General features: G+C 51.3%; 15 protein-coding genes. All 15 read left to right on the top strand.

What is annotated here, in order from left to right; genetic code table 11:
* Positions 1-445 precede the first annotated feature (445 nt).
* The 15 genes from rpsB (at position 446) to rnhB (ending at position 15,859) form a co-directional block, all read left to right on the top strand.
* Positions 446-1,228: a 30S ribosomal protein S2 gene (rpsB, locus tag CX664_RS12435; RefSeq protein ID WP_101747044.1), complete on the top strand. Its 783-nt coding sequence runs from the start codon at positions 446-448 to the stop codon at positions 1,226-1,228.
* A 221-nt stretch (positions 1,229-1,449) separates the two neighbouring features.
* Positions 1,450-2,310 (top strand): translation elongation factor Ts, encoded by an 861-nt coding sequence (gene tsf, locus CX664_RS12440; protein ID WP_101747045.1) that lies wholly within the window; start codon positions 1,450-1,452, stop codon positions 2,308-2,310.
* 544 nt (positions 2,311-2,854) lie between these two features.
* The gene (pyrH, locus tag CX664_RS12445; protein ID WP_101747128.1) at positions 2,855-3,586 is read left to right on the top strand and encodes a UMP kinase; all 732 of its coding nucleotides are present in this window, start codon (positions 2,855-2,857) and stop codon (positions 3,584-3,586) included.
* Positions 3,587-3,588: 2 nt separating this feature from the next.
* Positions 3,589-4,146, top strand: coding sequence for a ribosome recycling factor (gene frr, locus CX664_RS12450; protein ID WP_101747129.1), 558 nt, complete (start codon positions 3,589-3,591; stop codon positions 4,144-4,146).
* Between the two features lie 196 nt (positions 4,147-4,342).
* Complete coding sequence (uppS, locus tag CX664_RS12455) at positions 4,343-5,122, top strand: polyprenyl diphosphate synthase (protein ID WP_101747046.1); 780 nt, start codon at positions 4,343-4,345, stop codon at positions 5,120-5,122.
* On the top strand, positions 5,116-5,922 hold the full coding sequence (locus tag CX664_RS12460; RefSeq protein WP_101747047.1) for a phosphatidate cytidylyltransferase: 807 nt from the start codon (positions 5,116-5,118) through the stop codon (positions 5,920-5,922). Before uppS ends, CX664_RS12460 begins: the two co-directional genes overlap by 7 nt.
* A 3-nt stretch (positions 5,923-5,925) precedes the next feature.
* Positions 5,926-7,140, top strand: a complete 1,215-nt coding sequence (gene ispC, locus CX664_RS12465; RefSeq protein WP_101747048.1) for a 1-deoxy-D-xylulose-5-phosphate reductoisomerase — start codon at positions 5,926-5,928, stop codon at positions 7,138-7,140.
* Positions 7,137-8,540, top strand: coding sequence for a sigma E protease regulator RseP (gene rseP, locus CX664_RS12470; RefSeq protein ID WP_101747049.1), 1,404 nt, complete (start codon positions 7,137-7,139; stop codon positions 8,538-8,540). The genes ispC and rseP overlap by 4 nt, the downstream gene beginning before the upstream one ends.
* 176 nt (positions 8,541-8,716) lie before the next feature.
* Positions 8,717-11,032: an outer membrane protein assembly factor BamA gene (gene bamA, locus CX664_RS12475; RefSeq protein ID WP_101747050.1), complete on the top strand. Its 2,316-nt coding sequence runs from the start codon at positions 8,717-8,719 to the stop codon at positions 11,030-11,032.
* Between the two features lie 100 nt (positions 11,033-11,132).
* Positions 11,133-11,642: an OmpH/Skp family outer membrane protein gene (locus tag CX664_RS12480; RefSeq protein WP_163372576.1), complete on the top strand. Its 510-nt coding sequence runs from the start codon at positions 11,133-11,135 to the stop codon at positions 11,640-11,642.
* 6 nt (positions 11,643-11,648) lie between these two features.
* Positions 11,649-12,662 carry a UDP-3-O-(3-hydroxymyristoyl)glucosamine N-acyltransferase gene (lpxD, locus tag CX664_RS12485; RefSeq protein WP_101747052.1) on the top strand — a complete coding sequence of 338 codons (1,014 nt, stop codon included), beginning with the start codon at positions 11,649-11,651 and terminating at the stop codon, positions 12,660-12,662.
* Between the two features lie 98 nt (positions 12,663-12,760).
* Complete coding sequence (fabZ, locus tag CX664_RS12490; RefSeq protein WP_101747053.1) at positions 12,761-13,201, top strand: 3-hydroxyacyl-ACP dehydratase FabZ; 441 nt, start codon at positions 12,761-12,763, stop codon at positions 13,199-13,201.
* Positions 13,202-13,272: 71 nt separating this feature from the next.
* Positions 13,273-14,055 (top strand): acyl-ACP--UDP-N-acetylglucosamine O-acyltransferase, encoded by a 783-nt coding sequence (lpxA, locus tag CX664_RS12495; protein ID WP_101747130.1) that lies wholly within the window; start codon positions 13,273-13,275, stop codon positions 14,053-14,055.
* The gene (gene lpxB, locus CX664_RS12500) at positions 14,055-15,245 is read left to right on the top strand and encodes a lipid-A-disaccharide synthase (RefSeq protein WP_101747054.1); all 1,191 of its coding nucleotides are present in this window, start codon (positions 14,055-14,057) and stop codon (positions 15,243-15,245) included. Before lpxA ends, lpxB begins: the two co-directional genes overlap by 1 nt.
* Entirely contained in the window at positions 15,242-15,859 is a 618-nt protein-coding gene (rnhB, locus tag CX664_RS12505; protein WP_101747055.1) for a ribonuclease HII, read from the top strand. Before lpxB ends, rnhB begins: the two co-directional genes overlap by 4 nt.
* Positions 15,860-15,993: the final 134 nt, after the last annotated feature.

Consider the following 15,993-nt stretch of genomic DNA (forward strand, 5'->3'; position numbering starts at 1 on the left):
GAAATATACGATTCCATTTGGCCAACTACTTACGCCCCTTTTGCGGGCGCTGAAAAAGATCCTTGGGCCGATGGAGTACTCGAATATCTGGACAGCTTTCGTTATCCCCTGGCGGGTGAATTCTCCATGAGGACCAGTGTCTTTAACGATATGATGCGGTGAAAGAAGATAACCAGCGTTTTGGCTAATGGCAGAAAAAGTTTCGAAAATTGTCCGGGTATGGTATAAAGCGCCACTTGATTTCGAGATGCGATTTCAAGATGAGGTACATGGCGGTTAGTCTCACGACTGAGCAGCATGGACTTCATTAAACTTAACGTTGATAAAAGATCTCACATTCACCGACACATGGTTCCGGGTGCCAGTTTTTAATCCGTTAAACGGATGATGATCTGGTCGAACACATGGGGTGTTTGGAGGCATAACCCTGAATCAGGAGATTCCCATGACTCAAGTCACTATGCGTGACATGCTCAAGGCCGGCGTGCATTTCGGTCACCAGACCCGCTACTGGAACCCGAAGATGAACAAGTTCATCTTTGGTGCACGCAACCGAATTCATATCATTAACCTTGAGCACACCCTGCCTGCCTTTAATGGCGCTCTGCAGTTCATCGGCAAGCTGGCTGAAGGCAAGAACAAGGTCATGTTTGTTGGTACCAAGCGTGCTGCTGGCAAGATCATTCGTGAAGAAGCTACTCGCTGTGGCATGCCTTACGTTGATCACCGCTGGTTGGGTGGTATGCTGACCAACTACAAGACCATTCGCCAGTCCATCAAGCGTCTGCGTGATCTTGAAAGCCAGCGTGACGACGGTACTTTTGAAAAACTGACCAAGAAAGAAGCGCTGATGCGCAGTCGTGATCTGGAAAAACTGGATCGCAGCCTGGGCGGTATCAAGGACATGGGCAGTCTGCCAGACGCTCTGTTCGTTATCGACGTTGAGCATGAGCGCATCGCTATCCAGGAAGCCAACAAGCTGGGTATTCCGGTTATTGGTATCGTGGATACCAACTCCAGCCCTGAAGGTGTGGACTACATCATTCCAGGTAACGATGATGCCATCCGTGCTATCCAGCTGTACCTGAAGGCTGCTGCTGATGTGATTCTGGAAGGTCGTGCCCGTGCGAGCACTGGTGCTGAAGACGAGTTCGTAGAAATCGAAGAAGCGCCAAAGGCTGAGGAAGCTCCCAAGTCTGAAGAAGCGCAGGGTTCTGAAGAAGCCTGAGGCTTCGAAGACCTGGTGTCAGGCAGTATCTGATTAAGCTGGTCTTATGACTGGAGTGCAGACTTTGGGGTTGTTCTGCATTATAACAGATGCTGCTTGCCGATTTTGGAAAAGAGTAAGGGGGCTTTGCCCCCTTTTTTCCGATGTACAGATAACTATTCTTTTATGCCGCTGTTATTGGTGGTGGCATAAAAAGACTGTCAATTTGCGAGGAATCAACCATGGCAGCTATTAGTGCAGCACTGGTAAAAGAACTGCGTGAGCGTACTGGCCTGGGCATGATGGAGTGCAAAAAAGCACTGGTTGAAGCACAGGGTGACATTGAAGTTGCAATCGAAGAAATGCGTAAGTCCGGTCAGGCAAAAGCTGCCAAAAAAGCCGGTCGTATCGCAGCAGAAGGTATTGTCGCCGTTAAAGTGGCTGACGATGCCAGCTTTGGTGTACTGGTTGAAGTCAACAGTGAAACTGACTTCGTAGCCCGTGATGATAACTTCCTGAACTTCGTTCAGCAGGTGGTTGGCGCTGCTTTTGCCCGTAAAGAAGCTGACGTTAACGTGCTGATGGAAGGCGAGCTGGAAGAAGCCCGTCAGGCGCTGGTTCAGAAGATCGGTGAAAACATCGGCGTTCGTCGTATCGCTATCGTTGCAGGCGGCGTGATTGGCTCATACGTTCACGGTAACAACCGTATCGCTGTTCTGACCAAACTGGAAGGTGGTGATACTGAACTGGCTCGTGATATCGCCATGCACGTTGCAGCGGTTAACCCACAGGTGGTTAACAAGGAAGATATGCCGACTGAACTGGTAGAGAAAGAGAAAGAGATCTTCCAGGCTCAGGCTGAGCAGTCTGGCAAGCCAGCCAATATCATCGAGAAGATGATTGAAGGTCGTATCAGCAAGTTCCTGGCAGAAAGCAGCCTGGTTGAGCAGCCTTTCGTTAAAGATCCTGATACCACTGTTGGTGCACTGGCCAGGAAAGCTGGCGCTACTGTATCCAGCTTCGTACGTTTCGAAGTGGGTGAAGGTATCGAGAAAGAAGAAGTGGACTTTGCTGCTGAAGTCCGCGCTCAGGCAGGACTGTAATAACCAGAAGCCTGTCGGACAGCCTCCCGGGGCAACGCAGGAGCAGTTGCCGCGCAGGACAGTCTTGATTCCGACAGGCTCCTGGGCCAGCCCATTGGGTTGGCCTTTTCATGTCTATCTATAGCTGATGGTTGATTTTCAGGTTTTCTTCATGGGAAAGTTTCATGGACAAGAATGTCAACTGTCAGAACACATCAACTCGCTGGCTGATTGGTCAGATCAGATCATTTTCGGTCAGACGGTTCATCGAATGCAGCTTTCATGGCTAGGAGGCTGACCGAGAATAGCGCCCGTAGCGAGGATGGCAGAAAATTGAGGATAAAAAGTCGGAAATTTTTAGTGAATAGTGGTTCTATTTGCTAAAAATTTCCGACTTTTTAGACCAATTTGCTGCCACCGCACGACTGCATGGATGCAGGAGTTAGAGCAACGCAGGAGCAGTTGCCGCGTAGGGCAGTCTATTCTCGGACAGCCTCCTAGTCTCCAGATGGCAGCGCATTTGCGGGATGTGTGTAATTTAGCCAACCAGACTCGGAAACTGAACATGCCGGCAAGTGATAGTCAACCGAAATACAAACGTATACTGCTGAAGCTCAGCGGTGAAGCTCTGCAGGGCGAAGGTGAGTTTGGTATTGATCCCAGGGTCCTGGATCGAATGGCCCTGGAAATCGGTCAGTTAGTAGGGATCGGTGTACAGGTTGGTATCGTTATCGGCGGTGGAAACCTCTTCCGTGGCGCTGCGCTGAGTGCCGCAGGCCTGGACCGGGTCACCGGTGATCACATGGGGATGCTGGCAACCGTGATGAATGCCCTTGCCCTGCGTGATGCCCTGGAACGCTCCAATATCAATACCCGGGTGATGTCAGCCATTCCCATGAGTGGTGTTGTGGAGCATTATGATCATCGTCGTGCTGTGCGGTATCTCAACTCTGGCGATGTGGTGATTTTTTCTGCTGGTACCGGAAATCCATTTTTTACCACTGACTCTGCGGCCTGTCTGAGAGGCATTGAGGTGGGCGTTGATGTCGTTCTCAAGGCCACCAAGGTTGACGGTGTCTATGATAAAGATCCGGTAAAGTATTCTGATGCGGTTAAATTTGATCAGCTGACCTATGATGATGTCCTGGCTCGCAAGCTGGGCGTTATGGATTTAACGGCAATTTGCCTGGTGCGCGACCAGCAGATGCCTGTTCGGGTGTTTAATATGAACAAATCCGGCGCTCTGTTAAATCTTGTGGTTGGCGGTCATGAAGGAACACTGGTAAACGGGGGTTAATGATGATCAATGAGATTAAAGATGATGCCAAAGAGCGTATGGGCAAAACCATTGAATCGTTGACGGTTGCCTTCAACAAGATTCGTACCGGTCGGGCCCATCCAAGTCTTCTGGATGGCATTAAGGTGTCTTACTACGGCTCAGAAACACCGCTGAGCCAGATGGCTAACATTTCTGTTGAAGACGGTCGTACGCTGGCTGTTCGTGTCTGGGAAAGACAGATTGTGCCGGATGTTGAAAAGGCGATTCTGAAGTCTGACCTGGGGCTGAACCCATCGACTGCCGGTGAAGTTATTCGTATTCCTCTGCCACCGCTGACCGAAGAGACCCGCAAGGGCTATATTCGTCAGGCGCGTCAGGATGCGGAGAATGCCCGCATTGCTATTCGCAATATCCGCCGTGATGCACTGGCTGATATTAAAGAGCTGGAAAAGGAAAAAGAGATCAGTGAAGACGACGAGCGTCGTGGTCAGGATGATGTGCAGAAGCTGACTGATCAGTTTATTGCTGAAGTTGATAAAAATCTTTCTGCTAAGGAAGAAGATTTAATGGCGATCTAATGGCTGACTGTACTGGATTGCAGTTATTGCCTTTGTCTGGCTGGCGTCAGACAGAATCCTGCTGGTAATGACTGCAATATTTCAGGCGTCAGTTGTCTTTTGATGCTTTGTGGGCGCTTGCTTTTTACGGCGGGCTCCTGCAAGGTTCTATTGTTACACTTTTTTTAACCTGCCAATTTTCAGATCGTCTTAATCCATGGCCAATACATCGTTACAGGGAAAAAGCGGCATTCAGGGAGTTCCGCCAGAGAGGCTGCCGCGCCATGTGGCTATTATTCTTGATGGGAACAACCGCTGGGCCAAACGGAAACACCTGCCCGGACTCGCCGGACACCGCGCGGGTGTTAATCGGGTTCGTGAAGTGGTTGAAGCCTGCGATGAACAGGGTGTTGAAGTGCTCACGCTGTTTGCGTTCAGCAGCGAGAACTGGAGTCGGCCGGTCATTGAAGTCAATGGCCTGATGCGCCTGTTTCTGGGGGTTCTCAAGCGAGAGGCTCGTCGGATGAAGAAAAAACGCATCCGGCTGAAGGTCATTGGCGACATTACCCGATTCAGTCCTGAAATTCAGAAATACATTCAAGAAGTAGAAACGCTCACTGCCAATGATTATTCAGTGACCCTGGTCATTGCTGCCAACTATGGTGGCAGGTGGGATATCGCTTCTGCTGCGAGGCTACTGGCTGAAAAAGTGGCGCGTGGTGAGCTTGATGCTAAAAATATTGATGAGTTTGCCATTGAACAGCATCTCAGTACGTCGGGTTTGCCTGCCCCTGATCTATTGATTCGTACCAGTGGTGAACAGCGAATCAGTAACTTTCTATTGTGGCAATGTGCTTACAGTGAGTTTTATTTTACCGACACCCTGTGGCCGGATTTTGGCCGTAATGAATTACAGCAGGCCCTGCTGAGCTACGCCCGTCGCCAGCGACGGTTTGGCAAAACCAGCGAGCAAGTGGAGGCTGAAACACTGTGCTGAAAGAAAGAATCATAACTGCTGTCATATTAGCGCCAGTGGCGCTGGCAGGCGTTTTTTTATTACCTTTAACCGGTTTTGGTTTTTTTATTGCCGCGATTATTATGTTAGCGGCTTGGGAGTGGGCAAACCTTTCCGGTTTTGAACAGCGATCTGTACGTCTGTTCTATGCGCTGGCTATTGGTGTTTTTTGTGCTCTGACACTTTTTTTACCTTCTTCTCTGATTCTTGGTCTGGCTGCTGTCTGGTGGCTGGTCGCCTTTATCCTCGTCGGGCAATATCCCAGGAGCGCGCACTGGCTTGAGAATAAGCCCCTGAGATTATTGATGGGGGCGCTGACTCTGGTGCCGCCATGGCTTGGTCTTTATGAGCTCAAACAAATGCCAGACTCTGCCTGGTTGGTTGTTACCCTTCTGGTGATGGTCTGGGGGGCAGACTGCGGTGCTTATTTTGCTGGCAAGCGTTTTGGCAGAACAAAACTGATTGAGCGGGTCAGCCCGAAAAAGACGATGGAGGGATTGGTCGGCGGCTTACTGGTCTCAGTGCTGATTTCAAGTATTGTAACGTTGTTCTTCAGTGTCAGCTTTTTACAGGGGGTGTTGTTGTTGATTCTGACCATACTGACTGTTCTGGTTTCCGTTCTGGGCGACCTCTGGGAAAGTGTCTTGAAGCGTCACCGCGGGGTTAAGGACAGCGGAAGCCTGCTGCCAGGTCATGGTGGTGTGCTTGATCGAATTGATAGCCTGACGGCTGCCGTTCCGATATTTACTCTTTTTGTCATGATAACCAGGGGCGTATTTTAGGTCATGACTGCATCATGTGCTCAATCCGGCAGACAGCGGGTTTGTGTGTTGGGTTCCACGGGGTCCATTGGCAAAAGTACTTTGGATGTGATCGCGCGGAACCCGGATCAATACACCGTGCATTCTTTAGTAGCCGGCAGAAACGCGGACGTTATGCTGGAGCAGGCCCGTCAGTTTCGCCCGCAATATATCGTTATGGCAGACGAACAGGCGGCCAATAAACTCAGGGCAGACCTTCAGTCTGAAGGTTTGCGCATTGCTGTTGAATCCGGCCAGGATGCCATGAACCAGGTGGCAGCGGATGGTGATGTTGACGTGGTTATGGCAGCCATTGTTGGTGCTGCCGGGCTACCGCCCACCATGGCCGCGGTTCGTGCCGGAAAAAAAATATTGCTGGCGAATAAGGAAACGCTGGTGATGACCGGTGCCTTGTTCATGGATGCGGTTAAGGCATCTGGTTCTGTTCTTCTTCCTATCGACAGTGAGCATAACGCCATTTTTCAGTGCCTGCCTGCTGATCACCTCAGGGGGCTCGAACGGGTAGGGGTCAGGCGAATTTTGCTGACCGCTTCCGGCGGTCCATTCCGACAGTCTCCGGTAGAAAGTTTTGCCGCTGTGACGCCTGAACAGGCCTGTGCCCATCCAAACTGGAGTATGGGGCGTAAAATTTCCGTAGACTCTGCCACGATGATGAATAAAGGGCTTGAGTTTATTGAAGCCTGCTGGTTGTTTGATGCCCGTCCTGAGCAGGTGGAGGTGGTGATTCATCCGCAAAGCATCATCCACTCAATGGTGGATTATGAGGATGGCTCGGTACTTGCCCAGATGGGGAATCCGGACATGAGAACGCCCATTGCCCATGCCCTGGCATGGCCGGGAAGAATACCATCCGGTGTTGCTCCCCTGTCTCTGACCGAGATTGCCAGACTGGACTTCTATGCGCCGGACATGATGCGTTACCGATGTCTGAAGCTGGCCCAGGACGTGGCCCGCAGCGGTGGTACCGCGGCTGCTATGCTCAATGCTGCCAATGAAATTGCCGTTGATGCATTTCTGGAACGCAAACTGCGTTTTGATCGCATACCTGAAGTCATTAATGCCACATTGCAGACCTTACCGGTCATGAGTGCCGGCGACATAGATCAAGTGCTGGAAGCTGACAGGGAAGCCCGCTATCTGGCCCGGAAACAGGTTTCACAAATGCAGGGTGTTGCATGATTTTTGAATCGCTTTTGTCGGAGATAGCTGGCTCAGCACAGACCATTTTTGCTTTTGTAGTAACCCTTGGAATACTGGTGAGTATTCACGAGTATGGTCACTTCTGGGTGGCTCGCCGTTGCGGTGTTAAAGTACTTCGTTTCTCCGTGGGTTTTGGCAAGTCATTATGGCGCTGGACTGATCGTCACGGTACTGAATTCAGTATTGCAGCAGTACCGCTGGGTGGCTATGTCAAGATGCTGGATGAGAGGGAAGGGCCGGTGCCCGATAATGAGCAGCACCTTTCCTTCAATAGTAAGCCCGTCCTTGCCCGGATTGCCATTGTCGCTGCCGGGCCTGTTGCCAACTTTCTGCTGGCCATTTTTGCCCTCTGGCTCATGTACATGGTGGGTGTTCGTACCCTGATGCCTCAGGTTGGCGAAGTGATTCCCGATTCTCCGTCTGCCGTTGCCGGTATTCACCCCGGAGATGAAATCGTTGCTGTGAACGGTGTGGAAACACCGGGCTGGCAGGCCGTAAACATGGAGCTGCTGTCCTTCATTGGTGAGAGCAGAAATCTTGATGTCTCTATCCGGGCGGGTGAGCCCGGAGAGGCCTCAGAGGGGGCTGTGCGGGATAAAAATATCGCAATAGTCGACTGGCTGGTTAATGAGGAACAGCCCAATCCTGTGCGGTCCCTGGGTATTGTGCCTTACTCTCCTGTTATCCCAGCGGTCATTGGTCAGATAGCGGACGATGGGGCGGCAGCAAGAGATGGTCTGGAGTCGGGTGATAAAATCCTGCAGGTTAATGGCGAAACCGTCATTGACTGGATGCACTTTGTTGAACTGATCCGTGACAATGCCGGTCAAACGTTGCAATTGCTGGTTGAGCGGGATGGCGTCAGTCAGGAAATGCCGTTGACCCCGGGCAGTCGATCCACTGATGGGGTGACAACCGGTTTTATCGGTGCAGGTGTCCAACAGGTTTCCTGGCCAGAAACCATGATTCGTCATTTACAGTTTGGGCCGATTGATTCGCTGGTAAAAGGTGCCCAGGCGACCTGGTCGCTGACCAGTATGACCCTGGAATCCCTCTGGAAGATGGTTGTCGGGCTTGTTTCCGTGAAAAACTTGAGCGGTCCGATAACCATTGCTAAAGTGGCTGGCGCGTCGCTTGAGTCTGGGCTGGAAAATTTTCTCTATTTTCTGGCCATGTTGAGTGTCAGCCTGGGGGTGTTGAACCTGCTCCCCATACCCGTGCTGGATGGTGGTCATCTGCTTTTCTACCTCGTTGAAATGGTCAGGGGCAAGCCGCTTTCCGAGAAAACCCAGACGCTGGGTTTGAAAATCGGGGTAACGTTTGTTGTCGGAGTGATGATGCTGGCTATGTATAACGACCTGAGCCGACTCTTCCAATGATACGCTGGTCAGACTGATGCACGGCCTGATGAGGCTGTAACAGCACCGGTTTGACCAGCAAACATCCAGGTGAAAGAAAAGCACTTTGCGCTCTGCGCGTCATGAATAGCGATGTGGAAATTGAAGAGCATGTTTTTCACGTTAATGCGAAATGAACACGGATAAGAACGGATTCCATGAAGCGATCACTGTTGTCTCTGCTGATTGGCTCTTTAGCCATCGCGCCTGCTGCCCAGGCCTTCGTCGTCTCAGATATCCGGATTGATGGCCTGCAACGGGTTTCAGCCGGGACAGTTTTTAATGCCCTGCCGGTTGAGGTGGGCGATGATATTAAATCACCGGATATCGCCGGGGCCGCCCGGGCGCTCTATCAAACCGGGTATTTCAATGATATTCGTATGGCCCGTGAAGGTGATGTTCTGGTGGTTGCCGTGGTTGAGCGACCCTCCATCAGCGCAATTGAGATCAAGGGCAATAAGGCGATCAAGACGGAAGATCTGATAACCGGCCTGGAGCGGTCCGGTCTGGCGGAAGGTGAGATTTTCCAGCAGGCCACACTGGAAGCGATCCGTCTTGAGCTTGAGCGTCAATACGTTGCCCAGGGGCGATACGGTGCCAGGATCACTGCCGATGTTGAAGCGCAGCCCCGCAACCGGGTGAAGTTGCGCATCAATGTCAAGGAAGGCAAGGTGGCGACCATACAGCATGTCAATGTTGTGGGTAATACGGCCTTCCCCAGGGATGAACTGATTGACCTGTTTGAGCTGCAAAAGACCGAGTGGTATCAATTCTTCAGTTCCGCGGATAAATACTCCCGGGAGAAACTGTCCGGTGACCTGGAGCGCTTGCGGTCATGGTACCTGGACCGGGGTTATATCAACTTCAATATTACCTCCACCCAGGTTTCTATCAGCCCTGACAAGCAGAGTGTGTACATTACGGTCAACGTTGCTGAGGGTGATAAGTACACAGTCAGTGACGTTAAGCTGGCCGGTGACCTGGTGATTCCCGAAGACGAGGCAAGAAAGCTGCTGCTGGCCCAGCCGGAGCAAGTGTTCTCCCGCAGACTGATTACTACCACGGAAGAGATTCTGAGCCGTCGCCTGGGCAACGAAGGGTATACCTTTGCCAATGTGACTGGCATTCCCAAACCGGACCATGACAACAAAACCGTTGAGTTGACCTTCTTTGTTGATCCGGGCCGCAGAGCCTATGTCCGACGGATTAATTTCTCCGGGAATACCAAGACCGATGATGAGGTACTGCGTCGGGAAATGCGCCAGATGGAGGGTGCATCTGCCAATACCCAGAAGATTGAGCAGTCCAAGGTGCGGCTAGAGCGTCTGGGGTATTTCAAGGAGGTCAATGTTGAAACGCCGCCGGTGCCGGGAACCAGCGATCAGATTGATGTTAATTACACCGTAGAAGAGCAGCCTTCCGGCAGTGTTACGGCCAGTATCGGTTTCTCCCAGTCTGACGGTCTGTTGCTCGGTGGCTCGGTCAGCCAGAATAACTTCCTGGGAACCGGCAACAAGGTCACCGTTGGTTTGAACAAGAGTGATGTCAGCCAGCTCTATAATTTCAGTTTTATGGATCCCTATTACACCATTGACGGTGTATCCCGTGGTTATGATATTTACTATCGAACCTACGATTACAGTGATTCGGACATTTCCAGTTATGCGGCTGACACCTTTGGCGGTAACGTTCGTTTCGGGTATCCATTGTCTGAAACAGAGTCCATTAATTTCAGTCTCGGGGTTGATGGTACGGAAATTACCACCGGTTCCGGCACTCCCCAGGTTATCCTGGATTATCTGGATGAAGAAGGACGCAAGTTTACCAATATCAAGGCGTCACTGGGCTGGTCGCAGTCAGAGTTGAACCGTGGGCTGCTGCCAACGGCGGGTTATTCGCAGAGTTTGTCGCTGTCTGCCGCGATGCCGGGCTCAACCACTACGTTTTATAAGCTGGTGTATCGAGGTCAGTACTTCCAGCCCATTACCCGCAGTCTGACGGCGCGTTTTGCCACTCGCCTGGGTTATGGCGGTGCCTATGGCAGCACTTCTGAAATGCCGTTCTTTGAGAACTTCTATGCCGGTGGTTTTGGTTCTGTAAGGGGTTACAATGATAACTCCCTTGGACCCAAGGCTGCGCAACGGGATAACGGCGATGACTTCAACAGCATGGGTGGTGATGTGCTGCTTGAGGGTACGGTTGAAGTGCTATTCCCGTTACCCTTTGTCAAGGACCAGCGTTCATTAAGGACCAGCTTGTTCTTTGATTACGGTAATGTGTTTGATACGAGCTGCAGCTCAAAGGTGGTCGATTGCTACAAGCCGGACCTGGGTGAGCTGCGTTACAGTGCTGGTGTGGGCCTGACCTGGATTACCCCCCTTGGCCCGCTGACTTTCAGTCTGGCTAAGGCTCTGAATGCCAAAGGCAGAGATGAAACCCAGACCTTCCAGTTCTCTCTGGGGACTCCATTCTAAGCAAATCCCTCTTTTAGGAGGGTATTTTACGTAATTAAAAGGTGCTATCAGGCACCTTTTCTTTATAATGCCTCCTTTTACCGTTTTCAGGAGATTTATTTTGAAATCCATCAGACTGGCATTCCTGGCCCTGATTATGCTGGCCCCCCTGGCCAATGCAGCCACTACTGGCAGTAAAGTAGGTGTGCTTGATACGGTGATGGTGTTAAGTGAATCCGATGCGGGCAAACAATACGCCAAAAAGTCTGAAGCCAAGTTCAAGCCTCAGTTGGTCGCTCTGCAGAAGCTGGAGAGTGACGTTCGTAATATGCAGGAAAAGCTGCAAAAAGATGGCCCGACTTTGAGCGCCGAGCAATTGAAAGTTCGTCAGCTAGAGTTACAACGCAAGTATGAAGACTGGCAACTGAAAGGACGCCAGTATCAGACTGAAAGGTCAGAAGCGGATAACGCAGAACGTGAAAAGCTACGGCCAAAACTGCAGACTGCCATCGATACTGTTATTAGTGAATTAAAGCTGGACCTGGTCATTGATCGTCAGATGGCCATCTATGGCAGTCCAAGTATCGATATCACTCGCAAGGTCATTGAAAGCCTCAACCAGATGAAGTAATGAATCATGACTGATGTTTATACTTTGTCCCAACTGGCAGAACAGTGTGGTGCCCGACTGCAGGGAGATGGGGATAAGCAGGTCTCAGGTCTGAATACCCTTCAGGATGCCGGGGGGCATGAGTTAAGCTTTCTGGCCAATCCGGCCTATGCCCGATATCTGGAAACCACTCAGGCCGGTGCGGTTATTCTCTGCCCGGATTCCGCCAGTGGCTTTGCCGGAAATGCCCTGGTTCTTGATAACCCATACCTGGGTTATGCCCGGCTCTCCTCCCTGTTCGATACTGACCGTGGTGGCAATGCAGGTATCCACCCCAGCGCCTTGGTTGATGAGACTGCTGTTGTGGATGCGACCGCTGCCATTGGTGCCAATGTTGTTATTGAGGCAGGCGTTCAGATTGCCGTCGGTGTTCGCATAGATGCCGGTACCGTGGTGGGGCACGACTCCGTGCTTGGTGCCCATGTTCACCTTCATCGCAATGTTACGGTCTGCCACGGTGTCACCATCGGTGATCGGACCATCATTCACTCCGGAGCGGTGATTGGTGGTGATGGTTTCGGTAATGCACACGCGGATGGCCGCTGGTACAAAATCGCCCAGATCGGTGGTGTGGTGATCGGCAGTGATGTTGAAATTGGCAACAACACCTGTATTGACCGTGGTGCCCTGGGTAATACGGAAATACACAATGGAGTTCGCCTCGATAACCTGATTCAGATTGCTCACAATGTGGTAATCGGCGAGAACACGGCTATTGCCGCTGGTGTCGGTATTTCCGGAAGTACAAAGATTGGTAAAAACTGTACTATTGCCGGAGCCGCTGGTTTTGCCGGTCATCTGACCATTGCTGATGGGACGTTTATCAGTGGCATGGCCATGATTACGCGCTCAATTACCCGGGCTGGTTCCTACTCTTCCGGTACTGGTTTTATGGAGAGTCGTGAGTGGCGGAAAAACGTGGTTCGTTTCCGGCAACTGGATGATCTGGCCAGGCGGGTTAAACAGCTGGAGAAACAGTGAGACTGAGATAAGTGCACTGAAACCTGGCAGGGTAAGAATTTTTACGGTAAAGGAAAGGCTGGTTGTCCAGCCTTTTTCTGTTATAGAGTTTATGGCGAATGAGACGAATTGAGGTAATAAAGGAGATCCTGCCCCATCGGTATCCTTTTCTGCTGGTGGATCGGGTTCTTCATGTGGATACAGAAAAAGGCTCCATCGAATGTCTTAAAAATGTATCCAGTAATGAGCCACATTTTAATGGTCATTTCCCACAGCATCCGGTGATGCCGGGGGTATTGATTATTGAGGCGATGGCTCAATCAGCAGGTATCCTTGGTTATCACATTCGCAAGACGGATGGCGACACAATCTATTTTTTTGCCGGGGTGGATAAGGTGCGTTTTCGCAAACCGGTGGTTCCCGGTGATCAGCTGATTCTCCGGGCAACACTGTTGGCACTGAAACGGGATATCTGGAAATTTGCCTGTGAGGCGGTGGTTGATGGTAATATTGTCTGCTCTGCAGAAGTTACGTGTGCAAGAAAGGAAATAAAATCTTGAGCGACACACTCTCCGTTACTGATTCTGAAGCGGCCGGGGCGGTTGAAGCCATTAGCCCGTTGCAAGCCGATATTCATCCAACCGCCAGAGTTCATCCGTCGGCTATTGTCGAACCGGGTGCCCGTATTGGTGAAGATGTTGAAGTTGGGCCATGGACTTATATTGGGCCGGGTGTTGAAGTGGGTATGGGTAGCCGTATTCACTCCCATGTGGTGATCAAGGGCCCGACGGTGATCGGGAAAAATAACCGTATTTTTCAGTTTTCCAGTGTTGGTGAAGAGTGTCAGGATAAAAAATACGCTGGTGAACCCACTCGCCTGGTGATTGGCGATAACAATATTATCCGTGAAGGCTGTACCATCCATCGTGGCACCATTCAGGATCAATGGCTGACTGCTATTGGCAGTAACAATTTGCTGATGGCCTATGTGCATGTGGCCCATGACTGTGTTATAGGCGACAACTGTATTATTGCTAACAATGTGGCACTTGCCGGTCATGTGATGGTTGGTGATTGTGTCATCCTGGGCGGTTACACGACGGTGCATCAGTTCTGCAAGATTGGTGCCTTCAGTATGAGCGCTGCCCATACGGCACTGTTCAAAGATGTGCCGGCATTTATCATGTCCAGCGGTAATCCTGCTGAAGCCCATGGTATGAACTTTGAAGGCATGCGTCGCCGGGGATATACGCCTGAACTGATCAGCAAACTGCGACAGTGCTACAAGATCATTTACCGTCAGGGGTTGAGAACGGCTGAAGCGATTGATCGTCTCGAGAGTATGGAGCCGTTACCGGAAATCCAACTGCTGATTGACTCTCTGAAATCATCAAGCCGTGGTATTACCCGGTGATGCAGTCGGCTGTTTCTTCCCCGGGGATATCATTACGTATTGCATTGGTTGCAGGAGAAGCCTCAGGGGATGTTCTCGGGGCCGGGCTGATCCGGGAAATCAAACGACATTATCCGGATGCTTACTGCTATGGTATTGGCGGTCCCCTGATGCAGTCAGAGGGTTTTGACAGCGTGTTCCCCATGGAACGGTTATCGGTGATGGGGCTGGTTGAGGTTCTCGGGCGTTTGCGAGAACTGCTGGGTATTCGCAAACAGTTGCGGGAGCGACTGATTGCCGATCAGCCTGATGTGTTTATTGGTATTGATGCCCCTGATTTTAACCTGGCGCTTGAACGCAGGCTGAAAGCGGCCGGTATTCCAACCGTGCATTATGTCAGCCCCCAGGTATGGGCCTGGCGTGAAGGTCGTCTGAAAAAAATCCGGCACTCCGTAGACCACATGTTGGCACTGCTCCCATTTGAAGCGGACTATTACAGGAATCACGGTGTACCTGTGACCTTTGTTGGCCACCCCCTGGCTGACCAGATTTCCATGAACCCGGATCAAGACGCAGCCAGACATACCCTGGGTGTCAGTCATGGTGGTGGGCCGGTGATCGGGCTCTTGCCGGGCAGCCGCAAACCAGAGATAGCCAAACTTGGTCAACTATTTCTTGAGACCGCCCGCCTGCTCAGGAAAGACTTCCCGGATGCCCGCTTTTTAATTCCCTGTGCCAATGAGCGACGAAAAAAGCAACTTCTACCCATTGTCCGTGAGTTTCCGGATCTGGACGTAACGGTCTATGATGGTCAGGCACAATCGGTTATGGCCGCCTCGGATGCGATTCTGATCGCTTCGGGCACCGCTGTTCTTGAGGCTGCACTGCATAAAAAACCGCTGGTAGTCAGTTATAAAATGGCACCGCTCAGTTTTGCCATTATCAGCCGGATGGTGAAGGTCAAATATGTCGCACTGCCCAATCTTCTGGCCGACAAAGAGCTGGTACCTGAAGTGTTACAGGACGATGCTACTCCTGAAAATCTCAGGGTTTTGATTAAGAAGGCCATTGAGGACCAAGAGTACAGAGGGGCTCTGGAACATTCTTTTAAGGAGATTCACCATCAACTGAAGCAGGATGCCAGCAGACTGGCCTATGAAGCGGTGATGTCAGTTATTCAGCAGACCAGGCAGCGGGTAGAGAGTCAGTGAAGCAAAATCAATTTGACTGGTGTGACGCCAGTGACACAGGAATTATTGTTGCTGGTGTTGATGAAGTGGGCAGAGGTCCACTGTGTGGCCCGGTGATTGCTGCTGCTGTCATCCTGGATCCTGCCCGCCCGATTGAAGGTTTGAATGATTCCAAGAAACTGTCGGAGAAAAAGCGAGAGGCACTTTTTAACGTTATTTGTCATAACGCCCTGGCCTGGTCACTGGGCAGGGCTGAAGTAGCAGAGATTGATGAACTGAATATTCTCCATGCCACCATGCTGGCAATGCAGCGTGCCGTAGAGGGATTATCGGTCAGGCCCGAACTGGCTTATATCGATGGTAACCGCTGTCCAGCGCTTTCCTGTCGTGCTGAAGCCATTGTAAAAGGCGATAGTCGTGTTCCTGAGATTGCTGCTGCTTCCATTATTGCCAAGGTGACCCGCGACCGGGAAATGTTGATTATGGACATGGAGTGGCCCGGTTATGGCATTGCAGGGCATAAAGGTTATCCTACAAAAGTCCACCTTGAAGCGTTAAGAAAGTTGGGGCCTGCTCCCGTCCATCGTCGCTCCTTCAAGCCGGTTCGGGAGCTCCTGGCTGACGTGGTCAGTTGAAAAAAGCAATGGACGCAACAAGCCCTGCCAGGCTTGGCCTGTGCAGGTCTTTGGGGCGCAATCGTGTGATTGAAATGTTCCCAGTCGTAAGCTCCCCTTCAGGTTCCGATCATGAGCTAAACCGTGGTCAGCTA

The sequence above is a fragment of the Endozoicomonas acroporae genome, from assembly GCF_002864045.1.
GTDB classification, from domain to species: Bacteria; Pseudomonadota; Gammaproteobacteria; order Pseudomonadales; family Endozoicomonadaceae; genus Endozoicomonas; species Endozoicomonas acroporae.